This is a genomic window from Vibrio sp. 1F169, assembly GCF_041439605.1.
Classification (GTDB): Bacteria; Pseudomonadota; Gammaproteobacteria; order Enterobacterales; family Vibrionaceae; genus Vibrio; species Vibrio tasmaniensis_A.
Map to the genome: position 1 here is coordinate 131,316 of NZ_JBGOOI010000001.1, position 14,627 is coordinate 145,942.

At 44.4% G+C, this 14,627-nt stretch carries 12 protein-coding genes; 4 read left to right on the plus strand and 8 right to left on the minus strand.

The window, feature by feature from the left end; translation table 11 throughout:
* Positions 1 to 74: 74 nt before the first annotated feature.
* From ACED53_RS00590 to hinT, 3 genes are all read right to left on the minus strand, one after another.
* The gene (locus tag ACED53_RS00590; RefSeq protein ID WP_009847158.1) at positions 75 to 458 is read right to left on the minus strand and encodes a YcfL family protein; all 384 of its coding nucleotides are present in this window, start codon (positions 456 to 458) and stop codon (positions 75 to 77) included.
* Positions 458 to 1,849 (minus strand): COG3014 family protein, encoded by a 1,392-nt coding sequence (locus ACED53_RS00595; RefSeq protein WP_017101608.1) that lies wholly within the window; start codon positions 1,847 to 1,849, stop codon positions 458 to 460. Before ACED53_RS00595 ends, ACED53_RS00590 begins: the two co-directional genes overlap by 1 nt.
* 228 nt (positions 1,850 to 2,077) lie before the next feature.
* On the minus strand, positions 2,078 to 2,428 hold the full coding sequence (hinT, locus tag ACED53_RS00600; protein WP_012604413.1) for a purine nucleoside phosphoramidase: 351 nt from the start codon (positions 2,426 to 2,428) through the stop codon (positions 2,078 to 2,080).
* Between the two features lie 275 nt (positions 2,429 to 2,703).
* Here hinT and ACED53_RS00605 point away from each other — a divergent pair, with 275 nt between their 5' ends.
* Both ACED53_RS00605 and ACED53_RS00610 read left to right on the plus strand, forming a co-directional pair.
* On the plus strand, positions 2,704 to 4,695 hold the full coding sequence (locus ACED53_RS00605) for a methyl-accepting chemotaxis protein (RefSeq protein ID WP_017096887.1): 1,992 nt from the start codon (positions 2,704 to 2,706) through the stop codon (positions 4,693 to 4,695).
* Between the two features lie 196 nt (positions 4,696 to 4,891).
* The gene (locus ACED53_RS00610; protein ID WP_009847162.1) at positions 4,892 to 6,058 is read left to right on the plus strand and encodes a DUF1887 family protein; all 1,167 of its coding nucleotides are present in this window, start codon (positions 4,892 to 4,894) and stop codon (positions 6,056 to 6,058) included.
* Positions 6,059 to 6,288: 230 nt separating this feature from the next.
* Here the strand turns inward: ACED53_RS00610 and udp are convergent, their stop codons facing one another.
* From udp to ACED53_RS00630, 4 genes are all read right to left on the minus strand, one after another.
* Positions 6,289 to 7,047, minus strand: a complete 759-nt coding sequence (gene udp / locus ACED53_RS00615; protein ID WP_009847163.1) for a uridine phosphorylase — start codon at positions 7,045 to 7,047, stop codon at positions 6,289 to 6,291.
* A gap of 313 nt (positions 7,048 to 7,360) precedes the next feature.
* Positions 7,361 to 9,718, minus strand: a complete 2,358-nt coding sequence (locus tag ACED53_RS00620) for a zinc/cadmium/mercury/lead-transporting ATPase (protein ID WP_017101606.1) — start codon at positions 9,716 to 9,718, stop codon at positions 7,361 to 7,363.
* Between the two features lie 171 nt (positions 9,719 to 9,889).
* Positions 9,890 to 11,353 carry an MATE family efflux transporter gene (locus ACED53_RS00625; protein ID WP_017101605.1) on the minus strand — a complete coding sequence of 488 codons (1,464 nt, stop codon included), beginning with the start codon at positions 11,351 to 11,353 and terminating at the stop codon, positions 9,890 to 9,892.
* Between the two features lie 189 nt (positions 11,354 to 11,542).
* Positions 11,543 to 11,959: a CBS domain-containing protein gene (locus ACED53_RS00630; protein ID WP_009847166.1), complete on the minus strand. Its 417-nt coding sequence runs from the start codon at positions 11,957 to 11,959 to the stop codon at positions 11,543 to 11,545.
* 286 nt (positions 11,960 to 12,245) lie between these two features.
* Here ACED53_RS00630 and ACED53_RS00635 point away from each other — a divergent pair, with 286 nt between their 5' ends.
* Positions 12,246 to 12,479 (plus strand): hypothetical protein, encoded by a 234-nt coding sequence (locus tag ACED53_RS00635; protein ID WP_012604416.1) that lies wholly within the window; start codon positions 12,246 to 12,248, stop codon positions 12,477 to 12,479.
* Positions 12,480 to 12,717: 238 nt separating this feature from the next.
* Here the strand turns inward: ACED53_RS00635 and ACED53_RS00640 are convergent, their stop codons facing one another.
* Positions 12,718 to 13,704 (minus strand): glycosyl transferase family protein, encoded by a 987-nt coding sequence (locus tag ACED53_RS00640; protein ID WP_017096890.1) that lies wholly within the window; start codon positions 13,702 to 13,704, stop codon positions 12,718 to 12,720.
* A gap of 167 nt (positions 13,705 to 13,871) precedes the next feature.
* On the opposite strand from ACED53_RS00640, the gene ACED53_RS00645 reads away from it, so the two are divergent.
* The gene (locus ACED53_RS00645) at positions 13,872 to 14,480 is read left to right on the plus strand and encodes a TetR/AcrR family transcriptional regulator (protein WP_009847169.1); all 609 of its coding nucleotides are present in this window, start codon (positions 13,872 to 13,874) and stop codon (positions 14,478 to 14,480) included.
* Positions 14,481 to 14,627: the final 147 nt, after the last annotated feature.

Consider the following 14,627-nt stretch of genomic DNA (forward strand, 5'->3'; position numbering starts at 1 on the left):
CTTAGACCCGTTCTATCTCGTCTTTGCTATAAAGCTTGGAACCACTCTAAATATGAGCGGTTCCAAACGAAAGTTTACTGCTCTCTGAACTGAACTCTGAACTGAGTCGCTTTCGGATTTACCGACACTTCCGACAACGAAATACTTTCAAAGCCACGAACAATCGCTTGCTTCCAAGGTCCTTGTTTTAGGTTGACCTCAAGACCAGCATCGTCGTACCAGTAAAAGCGATAAAGGATATGTTGATCGCCTTTATAGTTACTGTTTAAACGCACGATTCCTCGCGTATGACCGTCGACGAGGTCAGTACGGATATCTTCAACCTGTAAGCGGCTACCCAATACCTTATCACCAAAGAAAACGTTCTGAGTTTGACTATCTACCCTTACGCCAGCTGTATTATCAGCACAACCAGCCAGAGCCATAACCGCTGCTAAGCTCACTAACCACTTTTTCATTACAGCCTCCCTAGCTGTTTATGCCACATTGTTGCATTGTTTCCTTGTCGAGAAATCCACACCAAAGTGGTCTGCCCTTCTCGAATATCAAAGTCATACGTTTTAGTGCCCGCTTCTAACGTATATTGACCACTGTTTGCTACAAACGTGCTGGTCTTTATTTCCGCAGGTAAAGATTGCCAGCTTCGAGTGTCTGGTTGTTCCGTGAATGCATTCCAGACATTGAACAAAATGTTACCGACATCGTTACCTTGAGTTGCTTCTTTACGGATGCGGTCTTTCGCGACCACACGTAACGCTTGGCGAATAACAATGCTCGTCATACGTTCAGATAAATCATTCTGCGCCATCGCATTCACATCCGTAATCAAATGCTCAGACAACGGTTGCCCGCTGATTCGTAGCGCAGAAAAGCGTTCTACGCTTTGGCTCGGATAATATGGCAGCGCCAAAGAGTATATTGCGCCCTGATCGCGACTGTCATAAATAGGTAAATCTAATCGCCAACTGTCCATCGCTTGAACTGCACTTTGTTCTTGAAGCACAATTACTCGCCCTTCGCTTGCCCCTAACTTAGATGACTGTTTGTAGCGCTTTTTCAGTGTTGCTAAATCTTGTCGCATGCCTAAGCGAACAGCTGTTGCCATGGTTCTATCGATGATTTCTTGGTTCTCAGGCATGATGGCCAAAGCACGTCGATAGTCCACATAAGCGCTGTTCAGATCGTTAGATGCTTCGTAAAGCAGGCCAGACAAAAACATCAAATACGCATTTTGCACAGATTGCAGCTTTTTACCCGCATCAGGATAATTCGCAAGAATACTACCCACGTTGGCAGACAACCCTTGAGATTTTGCATCGCTAGCAGCACTTTCTAACTCAGCTTCACGTTGTTTCTTGGCTTGTTCCTGAACTTGGTTAGCGCGACGCATTTCGATCACCGCACCTTCTAAGTCATTTTTCTTTAAATAATTCAAACCAAGGTATAAATGCAGAAAGCCCAACTCATAATCGGCTGGCACATACTCGGTAATATTGTCATTCACAGCCAACGCGCCGACACTGGTTGCACTGTCTGATACAGAGATCACCGCTTTACTTTGCTGATCTTTTACTGCCTGATCGGCCAGTTCGAGCGACGACTTACTCTCAGGATATTTTTGATCAAGTAGATTAATTCTACCTTTTTCAAAGTTATCAAGAATGTCACCTGCTACGTAATCTGGTAACTCTTGTTGAGCCGTTGAATAATCCCCAGACTTGACTGCTTGGTAAATTTCTTTGTTTTGCGCGCTGTAATGACTGAACAGGCTCCCTGCCGACATATTCGCACAACCCGCTGTCAACGCCGATAACAGGGCAATGGAAGCGAATCTAAACTGGTGCTTCACTTATCGTCTCCGTGCATGTTTAAAATGCCAACTTTGTTAAAAGGATCTTAAGCAAGTGGATACCTTGCTTTTTAGGCTCTACCTAATCGATGCCGATATTCAGACAACAGATAAAACTAAAAGTTGGCATACAAACAACAAATTTTCCAACTCGCTGTTTATGTTAATTAACCATTAACTTGTATTAACGAGATCATTAACTGTTTCGTTAGCTTATTAGCCTTTTAATTAACTCATTAAAAGCGGACCAAGCGGGCGGCCACCAACCAAATGCATGTGAATATGGTAAACCTCTTGGCCACCGTGAGAATTGCAGTTCACAATAAGACGATAGCCATCTTCTGCAATGCCTTCTTCTTTTGCTAACTTACGAGCAACAGTAAACATACGTCCCATCATTGCTTCATCTTCCGTTTCAACATCATTCGTTGTTGGAATCAGCTTGTTAGGAATAATTAGAATATGACTAGGAGCACGAGGGTTAATATCGCGAAATGCGGTTACTAAATCGTCTTGGTATAGTAGATCTGCTGGGATTTCTTTATTGATGATCTTACTAAAAATGGTTTCTTCAGCCATGTGTCTCTCCGATAAAACATTTATTTTTTAATGCTTTGAGTATGCGCTATGCCGCATCAAACCACAATAAACCTGCTTTAAAGCATAATAAAAAACACCGTTCAAATCAAAAAAAACACGCCTTATCTCTCAAGAACGGCATATTGGCTAGGACAAAGGGCTATTTTTGACGTGTGCGTCATAAAATGCGTAAGCCGAGCTCAATAGAATCCTGATAATTTTGTTAGTTTTGTTTTGACCTGGTATTAGGTCCACATTTATTTAGGGAGAAAGTCATGAAGGGATCTGTGATCAAGCGTATGTACGCTGGTTTCGCACTGATCATCATCATGTTCGCAGTCACGATAACCATCATGATGAGCAGCATGAATCAGATACATAGCAATTTTGAGAGCGTCTCAAAAGTATCATTGCCGCTGGTTGCGCTTTCAAACCAAACAAGTGTCCAATTACTTTCCGCTGACAAGTCATTTAAAGACTTCTTAACCACACAAAATTCTGAGCGTATGTCTGCAATGCGTACAGAGTTTGCTGCATCACAAAACGCTTTTTCTGAAGTTCTAGGTAGCCTAGAAACAGCAAGCCAAGACAATACCTCGCTCACTGAGCGCATCACGCAATTAAGAGCGATGGAAGAACGTTACTTCACCGAAGCAGATGAAGCGATGAACAATTATATCGCTATGTTTGAGGCGCAAGAGCAAGTACAAAAAGCATCACGTGATTTCCAACGCTTACATTCAGAATTGACCGTTGGCATGAAAGAGTACGTTGCCGACCAAAAAAGCATCTCTGTAAAAGTGATGGCAAAGAGCTACTTTATTAAACTACAAGACGCCGAGGTGATTACCTCTGATGCACTAGCAAGTTCTGATGTTGCCTTCGTACAAAAAGCCGTTAACCAAAACAAAAAGGCCGTTACCCACCTAAACTACGCGTACCGTGGCTTAGCGACACAATTGCCTGCGATAAAAAATGTTTTCGATGAATCGGTTAAAAACTTCACCAAAGACGTGGGACAAAAAGGCGGTGTTTTAGATAAGCATAATAATTATCTGAAAGCGAAAGAAGCCTTGTACATCAACATTGCTAATCTAGCCGTTGAGGTCGACCAAGCAATGGCGGTACTGGATTCTTTCAACGTCACAGCGGAAGAGCAACTCAACTCATCATTAGCAGATGCGAGCAGCATCTACGACAACGGTCTATTCAAAGCGATTGCAATTGGCATTGTTGTCACCGTATTCGCTGCAGCAATTGGTTACCACATTGCACATAGTGTAAGAGAACCACTAACGCGCATCCTCGGTACATTAGAAGGCCTGACCGAAGGAGATATGACTCAGCGTATCGATATTCGATACGACAACGAATTCAGCCGAGTAAGCCGTCACATCAATACCTTAGCCGACAACCTGCACAATATTCTGGTGAAACTGAATGACGCTTCAGATGACCTAACCAATACTGCAAGCGTAAACCAAAAAACCTCTTCTGAGACACAGGCTCAATTGAACAGCCAGCGTGAACAAACAGCAACTGTCGCAACGGCAATGACACAAATGTCTCACTCTGTACAAGAAGTAGCAAACAGTGCACAAAGCTCATTAACTATGGTTCAACAAGTAGAATCGGCTTCTGAATCAGGTCGTCAGGTCATGAACACCAACATCAGTACCATTAATCAGCTTGAGGTGCGCCTGACTGAATCCGTGGGTGCTGTAGGCGAGCTACAACAAATGAGTAGCCAGATTGGCTCTATCCTCGATGTTATTCGTGGTATTGCAGATCAAACCAACCTACTTGCACTCAACGCAGCAATCGAAGCCGCGCGCGCAGGTGAACAAGGCCGTGGATTTGCTGTAGTTGCAGATGAAGTCCGAGTACTGGCACAAAAGACAACTCAATCGACGTCTGAAATTGAGACCATGATCAGTAACCTACAATCAAGTTCTAAAACAGCAAGCAATGTGATTGAAAGCTGCATGAGCGATATGGATATGTCGGTTGAACAAGCTTCAAGTGCTAATAGTGCTATGGAAGAAATTCAGGCATTGATTCTAGAAATCAGTCGAATGAGTACGCACATTTCTCAAGCCGCGGCTGAGCAGAGTGAAACTTCGGGTGATATCGCGCGTAACATTGAAGACATCAACCAGATTGCTGATAAGAGTTATCAAGCGATGTCATCAATTGCAGAGGCAAGCCAAAACCTAACAATTCTGGCAAACCAGCAAGGCGATTTAGTTCATCAATTCAAGCTATAAGTAAACGAAGAACCAATAGATATTCACCTGAAATGTTGGGATATCTCACCCAATAGTGATAACTAATTGAACAAGGGCAACTTTTATCAAGGGTTGCCCTTGTTTTTTATGAGCTTTGTCATTATATGATTATAAAGGCTTGCTGCTTCCCGTTTTTCTTTCACCTTTATGAGCGAGCCGCTATTAAGGAATTTATATGGCTGTTCATGTTGGCATTATCGATCAAGACCCCATTCGGTTGATCACCCCACTACTCGACAACCGAACGATCAGCACTCACATCGTGTTCATCGGTGACAAAAATCAAATCAGTATCTATCAACGCTTAGACAGCGTTTTGCAGAAGCGTGATATTACGAGTGAATTTTTCGAGATTCCAACTATCGTAAACACCTCTGCAATTAAAGAATCGATCCAAAACCTTGCTGAAGACTTAAAAGCTCGGGGACAAGAAGTGAAGCTCAACGCAAGTTGTGGCCTTCGTCACCGCCTACTGTCTGTCTACGAAGTATTTCGTACTTACCACTGGCCAATCTTTGTTGTTGAACCAAACAGTGACAAACTGTGCTGGCTTTACCCGAATGGTAAAGAAGACGCACAAGTTCAAGACCGCATCACTATCGATGACTACTTAACGGTATTCGGTGCTCGTGGTGAATTCAGCGATGTACAACTGTCTCCGCAACTTGACCAAAAACTGTATGAACTGGGTGAGCGTTGGGCAAGTAACGCATTAGAATTAGGCCCAGGTCTTGCTACATTGAACTACCTTGCAACAACCTGCCGTAAAGAACAGAGGCTTGATGTGGGCTTGTCTGAGAAGCAACAAGGTTATCGCGAGCTGAACATGCTGTTGAGCGATTTGGTTGAAGCTAAGATTGCCACTTATGACAATGGTATTTTGACGTTTGCCAATGAAGACGCGCGACGCTTCTCAAACGGCGAATGGCTTGAAACATTGGTTCATAGCACCGTTAAGCAGATCCAAGATGACATGCCGACCATTCAAGATCGCTCTTTGAATGTTCAGGTTTATCGTCAGCTCGGTGAGCGCGAAGTTCGTAATGAGCTTGATGTTGCTTCTGTAGTGAACAATAAGCTGCACATCATCGAGTGTAAGACCAAAGGTATGCGAGATGATGGCGATGATACCTTGTACAAGCTGGAATCGCTCAGAGACCTGCTAGGTGGCCTACAGGCCCGTGCAATGTTGGTGAGCTTCCGCCCTCTTCGTCATAATGACATCACACGAGCAGAAGATCTTGGCCTAGCATTGATTGGCCCTGACGAATTAAAAGATCTTAAAACACATCTCGCGGCATGGTTTACCGCTGCCGGTGGTGATGAAGATTTAGAGTGCTAATTTAAGAAACTCGAACATATCGAATTCTCAAAAAACAAAAAGGCGAATGACCGCTTAAGTCACTCGCCTTTTTTGTACCCGTAACGATTATGCCAATCGTAGTAAATGACTTATATCCACTACCCCGCCCGTATTGACAAGGTAAAAAGCTCAAAGGACTTGTAAACACGCAAAAAAATGGCCACATCATTCGATGTGGCCATTTTCAAAATTTGAAGTCGTTTTAAGACTTAAAGCATTTTACGAGCAGCTTCTACAACCACTTTGATTGAGCGCGCTTCCGTTACTTTTAGTGTCTCGTGATCAGGTATCTCTTTTTGAGTACGGTTGATGATCACACCAGCAACACAACCTGCTTTCAAACCAGAACTTGCACACATTGTTAGTAGCGTTGCAGATTCCATTTCGAAGTTAAGAACACCCATGTCTTGCCATTCTTGCATAGAACCTTGGAAACGCTTAACCACGCGACCAGAGAACGTGTCGTAGCGCTCTTGACCTGGGTAGAAAGTGTCACTTGAAGCGGTTACGCCCATGTGAACTGCTGCGCCTGATTCTTCAACTGCTGCTTTCATTGCTGTAGCAACTTCGAAATCAGCAACTGCTGGGAACTCCATAGGAGCGAAGTGCAGGCTAGCGCCGTCTAGACGAACAGAACCCGTAGAAACAATCATGTCACCCACGTTTACGTGAGGTTGGATCGCACCAGTCGTCCCAACACGTAGGAAAGTACGAACGCCAAGCTGAGCAAGCTCTTCAACTGCGATAGAAGTAGATGGGCCGCCGATACCTGTTGAACATACAACAACTGGCTTACCGTCTAGCTCTGCGCGGTAAAGCGTGTATTCACGGTGACTCGCAAGAAATACGGGATTCTCCATCTCTTCTGCAATTTTTTGCACACGAGCAGGATCACCAGGAATGATCGCAAGAGTAGCACCGTTAAGATCTGCTTCAGTAACACCTAAGTGGAAAACAGCTTGAGACATAGTTCGCTCCTTTTGGCTTATTGGGCTTTTTACCCTTATTTAAGCTCATAGTAAATTCGTGGGGTACGAACACACTCTAACCAAGCTCATAATGAAATGAAGTGACGAACATCACACCAATGATCGCAACAATATTTCAGGTTTCACGAAAAACCGATTGGCATCACAAAAATAAGCAATCCGAACGGCTGCGTTGCATACTAATGAGACAAAAAACGCCTTTAACGTATGACCGCTAAAGGCGCTTTTATGCGAGATGCTTCTTATATAAGACGCTTTTAAAATTAAGAGCGTCTATGTCTGAGAGCTGAACTTAATCCGATTTAGACTTGAATCGAAGCAGGCGTAGTGCGTTCAGTGTCACCAGTGCTGTCGCGCCACTATCTGCAAGAACAGCAACCCAAAGCCCGGTAATACCAAGCAAACTGGTCACCAAGAACACACCCTTCAAACCGAGTGCTAGTGCTACGTTTTGACGAATGTTATTCATGGTCGCTTGCGACAATTCAATCATCGCGGGCAGCTCAGTTAAACGGTTGTGAGTCAGTGCTGAATCTGCCGTTTCAAGCGCAACATCAGTACCACCACCCATAGCAATACCTACATTCGCCGTTTTCATTGCTGGCGCATCGTTGATGCCATCACCGACCATAGCAACGTGTGACTGTTGAGATAACTCTTCAACATAAGACACCTTGTCACTTGGAAGCAGGCTCGCTTTATATTGCATACCAATTTTGCTACTGATCGCGGCCGCACTGCGCGGGTTATCACCAGTAAGCATGATTGATTGAATACCCAAGTCATTAAGTCGTTCAATCGCAAGCTTAGCGTCACTACGTAACGTATCTTGCCAAGCAATCAAACCAATCACAGTCGTAGCTTGTTCTGTTGACTCTTCTAGATCTTTAAGCTCAAGAGCAACCACAACCGTCTTGCCCTCGCCTTCTAATGCTTCTACCTGAGAAACCACATCGGGTCCAAGAGTGAACGTGACTTTAGACGGTGATAAAACCTGATACTTAACACCATCGACATCGCCTTCAACACCGCTACCAATGAGCGCTCTCTTGTTGTGTGACTCAGGGATCTCAACATTCAGCTCTTTAACTTTAGCGACAAGCGATTGCGCCAAAGGATGAGTCGAACCAACTTCAATCGCCCCAACTACACGAAGCATAGCGTCTTGTTTCCAACCTGATAGAGGTTGAATATCCGTAACCTGAGGCTTGCCTTCAGTCAACGTACCTGTCTTATCAAAGGCAATCGTTTGAATTTTCCCTAACTGCTCTAGTGCCGCGCCGCCTTTAATTAATGCGCCACGTTTCGCTGCGGCTGCTAAACCAGAAGTAATTGCAGCAGGTGTCGAGATAACCAACGCACACGGACAAGCAATCAACAATAGAGCTAGACCTCGGTAAACCCAGGTTTCCCAAGGCTGCGCGAACAGCAATGGTGGGGTGATGATGACCAACAGAGCCACCAACATCATTAGTGGTGTGTACCAGCGGCTAAACTTATCGAGGAAACGTTCAAGCGGTGCTTTACGAGATTCTGCTTCTTCAATCAAGTGAAGAATACGGTCGATCGCATTCTCACCCTGTTTTGACGTGATGGTGATACGAACGACTTTATCGACCACCACAGCACCAGCCATGATGCTGTTGCCTGCTATATGTTCGACAGGAACAGACTCACCCGTTAGCGCACTTTCATCAAAGCTCGCAGCGTCGGTAATAAGTTGACCATCAGCAGGTAAACGAGAACCCGCCGCCACTTCAATCACGTCACCAGGAGCAAGTTCACTTACTGCAACGTCAACACGGTCGCCGTTGATAATCTTAGTGGCATTTTCTGGCACCAATGCCATTAAGGCTTGAACACCACTTCTTGCTCTTGATGAAGCAAATGCCTCTAGACGCTCACCAATCAAAAACAGTAACAGAACCATCGCAGCTTCAGCGGTTTCGCCAAGGTATAAAGCACCGAGCGCGGCAACACTCATTAAGGTTTCGATTGCAAACGGCGTACCTGAACGTGCCAACTGAACTGCTTTCTTGGCCACTGGATACAAACCAAGCAAACAGGTTACGGTAAACAAACCTTCACTTAGTTGAGGAGAAGTACTTTTCAACAGTGCTGCGAAGAGCATTGCGGCTGCAATCGCTATAATTTGTAAATTAGGTTGGATATGAGCTTGCCAAAAAGTCTCGGGGTGCTGTTTTTCTTTTTTAGAACCAACTTCCGAAAGAGGGAAGCCCGTTTTGATAGAGACCTGTTCAATGGTGTCGGCAAGACTTTCATTGTCGAATTTCACAACTAGCTTTTCGGTGGCAAAGAGAACTTTGGCTTGAATAACACCTTCAATGTTACTAACGGCTTTCTCTATTTTTTTAGCACAAGCTGGGCAGTCCATTCCTGAGACCAACCAACTTTTAGAAAATTGGGCATTTAAAGTTTGAGTAGAGGACTGACTGTCTTCTTCTCCACTGTCTGAACCACAACAATCATCTCCTGACGATGAAGACGCAGTAGCAGAAGAGCTGCAGCATGAAGATGAAGTACCGGCTGCGGTAATGCTTGAAATTTTAGGGCTAGAGCAACTTGCTCCAGTCGCTTGTGGTTGAACGTCCACTTTTGTTGAGCGGCACGCTGCGTGTTTTGCGCACATAATGTATCTCCTTAATACTCAAAAGCCTTGAGGTTGTTGCTCACTCATGAGCAACAGAACCTTAAGTACAACAAAAGTATAAACCTTGGAGACTACTCCAAGGTCAAGAACAAATTGTCCAAGACCAAGAAGAAATTTACAAACCAACTAATCTATATTGGAGTGTCGCTGTTATTGCGACTTGAGCTCTTTACACTCTTCTCTGTTCGACGATACATCATCAATAAGAACGGCATCATGTGAACAGAATGGTTGTGTATTCAAGCTGACTATCGACACATCGTCTTCTACAGGATCAACTTGGGAACCTTGCATAAGCTCGGCAATATGATAGCGAAGCACTAGGGTACCGAGTATTCCGAACAAAACATTGCCCAAGGCTTGCCCATACAGCACACCCAATGCGCCATACCATTGCGAGCCTAAGTAAACGAACGGCAATGTACCGAGAGTGGCTTTACCCAGATTCAGTGCTGTCGAGTAAAGCGGTTTACCTAGATTATTAAAAGACGTGTTGGCAACAAACAGTGCGCCGTTGAAGGTGAAGGTCAACGCTACATAGGTACAGAATGCGGCAACAATAATTGCTGCATCACCTTGTAGGCTAAAGCCTTGGATCACATAGTCTTGGACAAAGTATAAGAGAATACAAACGGCGATGGTGTACGCCGTAGTAACCAACAATGAGTTGTTGAGTGTTTCTTTTACTCTGTCCATTCGTTCTGCACCAAAGTTTTGCCCAATGATAGGGCCCACAGCGCCAGACAAAGCAAAGATAACCGCAAAACAAACCGGCGTCAGACGACCTATCACAGCAAAGCCCGCGACAAAATCCTCTCCGTATTGTGCAATCCCCGTCGTTACAATCGCATTACCGATAGGCGTTGCGGTATTGGTGATAATAGCAGGCAGCGCAATAGCCAATATTGGTCGAATATTAATGCGCCATTGTACAAGAGAAGGGGGAGCCACCAGCTGGTGACTGCGAATCAAAGGGTAAAGCGAGAAAAAGAGCACCGAAAAACGAGCAAAGACAGAAGCGATAGCCGCCCCTTCGATGTTCCAACCAAAACCAAAAATAAACAAAGGGTCGAGAATCGCGTTAACAATGCCGCCCGACAAGGTCGCCCACATCGAACGTTTGGCATCCCCCGCGGCTCTCAAGCCTGCACCCGCAGCCATCGCTAGCGCTAGAAATGGCCCGCTTGGCAATAAGATCTGCAGGTAAGCTTGCGCCCGCTCTGCGGCCACCCCCTTTGCACCAATCGCAGCAAGCAGCTCTGGGATATAGGCGAACATCACCGCAGTAATCGTCAAACTGATGACAAAAGCGGTCAGCATAATACTCGTGGCGAGGTTTCGAGCGTGTTCTTGATTCTTTGAACCAATAGCTTTGGAAACCAACGCACCCATAGCAATAGAAGTACCGATCGAAACGGAGGTAGAGAAAAATGTCAGTGTGCCTGCAAAACCAACAGCCGCGGCCAATTCGACTTGTCCCAACATACTGATGAACAACATATCGAGTAAATCGACCACGAATAACGCCATCAAACCAACAGAGCCAGCCCCCGACATCACCAATATGTGGCGCATCGTTGAACCTTCTACAAACTTCGCAGTTTGATTTGACATGAAACCTCCAAAAGTTGGAACACCACAAAATAAAGCTCTATAAGCTAGTCAGCCACAAACTAGGGGATCGACAAAAATGATCCACCAAGAAAAGCTCTACAAAGAAAAAAGGCGCTAGTGCGCCTTTTCAATTGAGGGTATTGAGAAAAATAATCGTTCTTAACACACCACTATACATGATGTTTAAAACTATACCTGATGTTTAAAGCATTCATCTAAGTTCTTGCCGATTGCTCTCAAAACATCGGTTCGAGTGATCATTCCCACTAGCTTTTTGTTATCGAGTACTGGATAAGCTTTGGGTTTTCCAACTTGCATCATATCTGCCAATTCAATAATGGATAATTCTGGTGATACCGAGAGAACTTCTTGGTACATACAATCACCTACAATATGCGTGTCTTGGCAGAAATAGCTCACCTTCACTAACTTCTCGAGTAAATCTTGTTCAGAAAGGAAACCAATCACTTGTTCATTATCATCAATGACTGGACCACCCATATGATGGCTGCGCATTACTCTGTCTAACGCGAGACTTAACGGCATATCAGGAGTGAATGTCACAACCTGCGGCGTCATGTAATCTTTCACTTTAATAGAATGCATTGCGTTCTCCCTAAAATACGTTTTGTTATCGATTTTTCTATCGTGTTACCTTAATTGTTGTCTAAAATCTTGATTTTACTAAATGGATTTCAACAATTTTATTGATAGGCAAAACCTACCAAAGCAAAAAACGAGGTAACAAAAGGCTTGCACGCATGCCTATGAAGCAAAAATTTAAACACCGCTTACAAACTCTTACCTTTGATTCCTCCCATAAGCTAGCCTGAATACATAAATACTGTAACCTTCATCACACTAATAATAAAAAGCTCAACTTAGGTAATTTATGCAACACGACAACAACATGTACGCGTATGTTTATGCAGACAACGAAGGTACAGAGAACACACTTATCGCTACTGTCGACAACCAAGAAAAGCCCCTAATCTCAAGCTGTTTTAATGAGATAAAGCGCATGTCTAACTTAGCTATTGATCTTGCAGCAGAACACAACTTGAAAGTGAAACTGGTTAAATACGGAAGAGAACAAGAGATCGACTTCGGCCTATTCCTAAAATAGCGCACTCATAACGCATGTCTTGTTCGGCAAGCTTAAGCAGCATGGTCAACAGCACAGAACACCGTTGAATAACATGTTATGAGTAGGCAATCACCTTGACAATGATTGCCTACTTAATTCAACAGCGAATACCGACCACGGTAAATATACGAAAAAGGCCAGCATTCGCTGACCTTCTCATTCACGATTTCAATCGCTATACGTTATTTGCTAGCTCTTAACGACTGGCTAGTAGCTACTAACGAGTGCAATAGGCTTCCCACAAACGCGCTGCCTTTGAGTAAGCTTCAGCCTTATCGTGCGTTTCTGCGAATAAAATTGCCGTCATACTATCCACAACACTATTCGCCATCAGCTCCATCTCATCTTCCGGTGTACCCAGTACACATTCAGAAGGTAGAGGCAGCTCAGCATTCATCGTGCCTTCCCAGTAGAAAGATTCCACCTTTTCAGGAGAACTCATCCAGACAGTTTGGCTTACCTTGGGGTTGTATTCTGATTCGCCATTCATGCCTTTAAATGAAATCACCGAGTGGGATTTATTGCCAATCACATGCTCAACTTCTGCATGAAGCTGTGGGAATCCAGGGTGAAAGCTGCCACGCAAGCCTAAACGTCCACCACCAGGGTTCAATGCACGAACAACGGTATTAATCGGAGTTCTCAGTCCATAACGATGTTTCCAACCAATCATAGTTTGAGCTTGTGGGGCGAAGTTCGCCAAAGGCAAGTAAGCAATACCATCGGCTTCTAGAATCTGCTTTGCGTCTTGCGGATCTTGCGCGCTGCGAACGCCGACACATTCTAAATGCGTTTCGGCATGCGTACGACCACTGGGTTTGTCCATGTAGCCATGCATTAATACTTTATAGCCGTTGTCAGCTAGAATTTTTGCTGCCAACAGGTTCCAAGGCTTTCCACTGGCGTTATCGTTACGCTTACCTGCATAACACGGCCAATCGATATCAGCACCTAAGTCTGGCACTCGAGATTGAAACGCTTTTACAAAGCCTGCGATTTCTTCATTGGTTTCATTCTGCACACGAATCAACATCAGTAGCATAGCCATTTGGTCGTCACCGACCTCTCCGCTTAAATACTCATCCATGATGCGGTAGGCTTGTTCGAACGACAAAGGCTTACGACCTCTTTCCCCTCGTCCAACTGTACGAATACACTCTAAAATACTACTCATTGATTGTTTATTCTCTTCCGTTGATATCAATAAAATTCGAATACGTTTTCGATTCTATGACACCCGCAGTTCATTGCAAAGCGATTCAGGTGCTAGCGTGCTAATTACCAATACACTGATTGGTATTCTAAAAGTAAACTTACTGGTGTAAAATTAGAGTATGCAATGCTAACCGCGACATATTGAGTAATATCCAGATGACGGTAAAAAAAACACTAAGCCAAAGAAAACGCGAATCTATCGTGGCCGCTGCCATCGCAGAGTTTACCGAGCATGGCTATAAAGCCACCAGCATGGATAAAATATCGAGCCGCGCGGAAGTATCAAAGCGCACGGTTTACAATCACTTTGCGAGTAAAGAACTGCTACTGGATGAGATTTTAGACAGCATTTGGAGCAAAACACTCGCAGCGACTCAGTTCCCCTATCAAGCCGAACAACCGCTAGATGAACAACTTACCTCTATAGCCAACCAAGAACTTGAGCTTCTCGAGTCTGAAGGTTTCATCGACTTATCTCGCGTACTGTTCTCTGAATATTTTCATAACGCAGAACTCGCGCATCAAGCGATGGAAAAATATTCTCAAGCAGAAAGCGGCCTGACGACTTGGATCAAAGCGGCATTGGCTGATGGGCGTTTGGTTGAACTCGACCCATTGTTTGCATCCACTCAGTTTATCGCCCTGCTGAAATCTTTTGCATTTTGGCCACAGATCATTGGTCATGCGCCCTCTCCTGATAAGCAGCACAAGCAAATAATCATTAATTCCAGCGTCGAGATGTTCCTTAAACAGTACCAAGCGTAATAAAAGTTGAGCTCTGCTAAGTTTTGTTGGGTTTAATTAGAGATGCGTAAACGAGTGATGTATCATGCGCTCGTTCTACGCTTTCCTGTTTAGCGGTTGCAGAATGTGATTCATACCAACCTTAATTCGGACACAAAGACCAATATT

Bases quoted from the DNA above. Each gene is read 5' to 3' on its own strand.
- ACED53_RS00620 (WP_017101606.1), bottom strand. From the start codon at position 9,718: ATGTGCGCAAAACACGCAGCGTGCCGCTCAACAAAAGTGGACGTTCAA.
- hinT (WP_012604413.1), bottom strand. From the start codon at position 2,428: ATGGCTGAAGAAACCATTTTTAGTAAGATCATCAATAAAGAAATCCCA.
- ACED53_RS00645 (WP_009847169.1), top strand. From the start codon at position 13,872: ATGACGGTAAAAAAAACACTAAGCCAAAGAAAACGCGAATCTATCGTG.
- ACED53_RS00605 (WP_017096887.1), top strand. From the start codon at position 2,704: ATGAAGGGATCTGTGATCAAGCGTATGTACGCTGGTTTCGCACTGATC.
- ACED53_RS00610 (WP_009847162.1), top strand. From the start codon at position 4,892: ATGGCTGTTCATGTTGGCATTATCGATCAAGACCCCATTCGGTTGATC.
- ACED53_RS00630 (WP_009847166.1), bottom strand. From the start codon at position 11,959: ATGCATTCTATTAAAGTGAAAGATTACATGACGCCGCAGGTTGTGACA.
- ACED53_RS00625 (WP_017101605.1), bottom strand. From the start codon at position 11,353: ATGTCAAATCAAACTGCGAAGTTTGTAGAAGGTTCAACGATGCGCCAC.
- udp (WP_009847163.1), bottom strand. From the start codon at position 7,047: ATGTCTCAAGCTGTTTTCCACTTAGGTGTTACTGAAGCAGATCTTAAC.
- ACED53_RS00590 (WP_009847158.1), bottom strand. From the start codon at position 458: ATGAAAAAGTGGTTAGTGAGCTTAGCAGCGGTTATGGCTCTGGCTGGT.
- ACED53_RS00635 (WP_012604416.1), top strand. From the start codon at position 12,246: ATGCAACACGACAACAACATGTACGCGTATGTTTATGCAGACAACGAA.